Consider the following 3,268-nt stretch of genomic DNA (forward strand, 5'->3'; position numbering starts at 1 on the left):
AGCCCTGCAAAGAAGCTCACAATGTTACTGTCCTAAATAGAGCATGTTGCGACGACCGCATGAATCCGCCCCACATTGGGTGCGTCGAACGCACCGAACGCCACATTGGGTGCGTCAGCGGGTCGTGTAGTTGGGCGCCTCGACCGTCATCGTGATGTCGTGCGGGTGGCTCTCCTTGAGCCCGGCCGCGGTGATGCGGACCAGCTGGGCGTCCTGCAGCTGCGCGATCGTCTCGGCGCCGGCGTAGCCCATTCCGGCGCGCAGGCCGCCGACCAGCTGGTGCACGACGTTCGCGAGCGGGCCGCGGAACGGGATGCGGCCCTCGATGCCCTCGGGGACCAGCTTGTCCTCGTTGAGCACGTCGTCCTGGGCGTAGCGGTCCTTCGAGTACGACTTGCCCTGGCCGCGGGACTGCATCGCGCCCAGCGAGCCCATGCCGCGGTAGACCTTGAACTGCTTGCCGCCGACCAGGATCAGGTCGCCCGGCGATTCGGCGGTGCCGGCGAGCAGGCTGCCCAGCATCACCGTGGACGCGCCGGCCGCGATGGCCTTCGCGATGTCGCCCGAGTACTGGATGCCGCCGTCGCCGATCACCGGGATGCCCGCCGGCCGCGCCGCCTGGTCGGCCTCGTAGATCGCCGAAATCTGCGGCACGCCGACGCCCGCCACGATCCGGGTGGTGCAGATGGAGCCCGGGCCGACGCCGACCTTGATGCCGTCCGCGCCCGCGTCGACCAGCGCCTGCGCGCCCGCCCGGGTCGCGACGTTGCCGCCGACGATGTCGACCGCGTCGCCGAGCTCCTTCTTCAGCAGCGCGACCGTGTCGACGACCGCGCGGGAGTGCCCGTGGGCGGTGTCGACCATCAGCACGTCGACGCCGGCTTCGGCGAGCGTCATCGCGCGCTTGTGCCCGTCGACCCCCACGCCGACCGCGGCACCGACGATGAGCCTGCCGTCCGGGTCCTTCGTCGCCTTCGGGTACTGCTCGGTCTTCACGAAGTCCTTGACCGTGATCAGGCCGCGGAGCTTGCCCGCGCCGTCGACGATCGGCAGCTTCTCGATCTTGTGGCGGCGCAGCAGGCCGAGCGCGGCGTCCGCCGACACCCCGACCTGGGCGGTCACCAGCGGCGCCTTCGTCATGACCTCGGACACCGGGCGGCTGTGGTCCACCTCGAACCGCATGTCGCGGTTGGTGATGATGCCCACCAGCGTCCCGGCCGCGTCGGTCACCGGCACGCCGGAGATGCGGAACTTCGCGCACAGGGCGTCGACCTCGGCCAGCGTCGCGTCCGGCGAACAGGTGACCGGGTCGGTGACCATGCCGGCCTCGGAGCGCTTGACGACCTCGACCGCGGCGGCCTGCTCGTCGATCGGCAGGTTGCGCTGGAGCACGCCGATGCCGCCCTGGCGGGCCATGGCGATGGCCATCCGCGCCTCGGTGACGGTGTCCATCGCCGCGGACACCAGCGGGACGCCGAGGGTGATGTTCCGGGTCAGCCGGGTGCTCGTGTCGACCGTGCTGGGGACCACGTCCGATTCGGCCGGCAGCAGCAGCACGTCGTCGAAGGTCAGGCCGAGCATGGCGAACTTGGCCGGAACGGGGGCGGTGATGCCGTCGCTGGTCATAGCGGGTGAAGGGCCTTCCTGGCGCGGGATGAGCGTGTCGCTGCGTTTGATCCAAGAGCTGCGTTGATCCAAGATCAGTGGCGACTCGGAGCCTTCCCCTCATGATATCCGCCGTCCGCCGCCCGCCCCGGGCGGTGGGCGAGCCGGCGGGACCGCCCGGTACCGTGCAGGCCGTGGCGCACGATGTCCTGCCTCCAGACCCGTTCGCGGATGACCCGGACGACCCCGCCCGCGCGTTCGGAGACCCCGAGGATCGGCTGGACGAGCCGATCAGCGACTCCGAACGCACCGAACTGCTGGCCGATCTGTCGGATCTGGCCGTCTACCAGGCCCTGCTCGAACCCCGCGGTGTCCGCGGGATCGTCGTCGACTGCGGTGAGTGCGACGAACCGCACTACCACGACTGGCACCTGCTGCGGGCCAGCCTCGAGCAGCTGCTGGCCGACGGGCGGATGCGCCCGCACGAGCCGGCTTACGACCCGAACCCCGGCGACTACGTCAGCTGGGACTACTGCCGCGGCTTCGCCGACGGCGTGACGGCCAACGAGAGCGCCTACTGAGGCACTCCGAGACACAGAAGAAGCCCTGGTGAGTTATCTCACCAGGGCTTCTTCGTGCTTGTGGCCTACGGCGTTTCGCTGACGCCCTGGGGCTGTCCGCCAGCGGACTCGCTGCGCGGCGTGCCCGGGTCGTTCCCGCTGGCGACCGTGCTGGTCGGCGGCGGGGTGGGCGTCGGGGTCGGGGTTTCACTGGTCGGCGGCGGGGGCGTCGGGGTCGGCGTGCCGCTGCCGGGCAGGCTGGTGGTGCCGCTGCCGCTGCCCGGGATGGACGTCGCCGAACCGGCCGGCGCCGCCTGCGAAGACGGGGCACCCGGGACCACCGCCGGCACCGAGGTCTGGATCGGACCCTGGATCGGCGCTTCGGGGTTCTGGAGCTGGGCGGCGAGCTGCCGGTGCTGCTCCATCAGCTGATCGCGGTTCTCCTCGTCGGTGACCTGCGACAGGGCGGCTTGGGCGTCCTGGAGGGCCTGGCGGGCGGCGTCGAGGTTGCCGCCGGCGATGGCGAGGTTGGCCTTCTCGAGGTCGAGCTTCGCGGTCGCGGCCGCCTCGACCGAACGGGTGTGGTCGGAGTAGAGGACCTTGGCGAGGCCCCAGAGCGTGTCTCCGGGCTGCGCGGAGCGCGCGGCCAGCCCGGTACCGGTGAACGCGATCGCCAGCACGGCGGCGGCAACGGCGACCGGGACGAGCAGCCTGCGGCGGCGTCCGCTCGCGGCGTGCCGCCTCGCGAGCGCGGCGGTGCTCACGGTGCGCACCGCGGTGTCGACGTCGACGAGCTCGGCCAGCGGCTCGCTGTCGATGTCTCTTCGCCACGCCACCAGCAACGCGTTGAGCTCCTGGTCTCCGAGACCGTCGGCCAGCGCCGGGTCGGACCCGCCGAGCGCGTCGAGCAGCGCGTCGTCGGCTTGCACCGCCGACAGGTCGGCGGCGAACTCCGCCTCCGACGCCGTCAGGCCACTGCCGAAGACGTCATCCGGCTCGAATCTCTTCTCACGACCGGTCACTCAAATCACCTCCTCCGCGGCCAGGACCTTTCTCAGCCGCGCGAGGGCGCGGTGCTGGGCGACGCGGACGGCGCCGGGGGT

Annotated in this window: 3 protein-coding genes and 1 pseudogene; 1 reads left to right on the forward strand and 3 read right to left on the reverse strand. The window is 71.4% G+C overall.

What is annotated here, in order from left to right; all coding sequences use genetic code 11:
• Positions 1-114: 114 nt before the first annotated feature.
• A complete protein-coding gene (gene guaB, locus Q5425_RS21210; RefSeq protein WP_308674008.1) occupies positions 115-1,626 on the reverse strand; it encodes an IMP dehydrogenase in 1,512 nt (503 codons plus the stop codon).
• A gap of 164 nt (positions 1,627-1,790) precedes the next feature.
• Between guaB and Q5425_RS21215 the strand changes: the two genes are divergently transcribed.
• A complete protein-coding gene (locus Q5425_RS21215) occupies positions 1,791-2,186 on the forward strand; it encodes a DUF5319 domain-containing protein (RefSeq protein WP_003073549.1) in 396 nt (131 codons plus the stop codon).
• A gap of 65 nt (positions 2,187-2,251) precedes the next feature.
• Here the strand turns inward: Q5425_RS21215 and Q5425_RS21220 are convergent, their stop codons facing one another.
• Both Q5425_RS21220 and Q5425_RS21225 read right to left on the reverse strand, forming a co-directional pair.
• On the reverse strand, positions 2,252-3,187 hold the full coding sequence (locus tag Q5425_RS21220; RefSeq protein WP_308674009.1) for an anti-sigma-D factor RsdA: 936 nt from the start codon (positions 3,185-3,187) through the stop codon (positions 2,252-2,254).
• Positions 3,188-3,268, reverse strand: a pseudogene (locus Q5425_RS21225) (RNA polymerase subunit sigma); the annotation flags it as partial. It lies immediately after the preceding gene.

This window comes from Amycolatopsis sp. A133 (assembly GCF_031082405.1).
Classification (GTDB): Bacteria; Actinomycetota; Actinomycetes; order Mycobacteriales; family Pseudonocardiaceae; genus Amycolatopsis.

Bases quoted from the DNA above. Each gene is read 5' to 3' on its own strand.
- guaB (WP_308674008.1), bottom strand. From the start codon at position 1,626: ATGACCAGCGACGGCATCACCGCCCCCGTTCCGGCCAAGTTCGCCATG.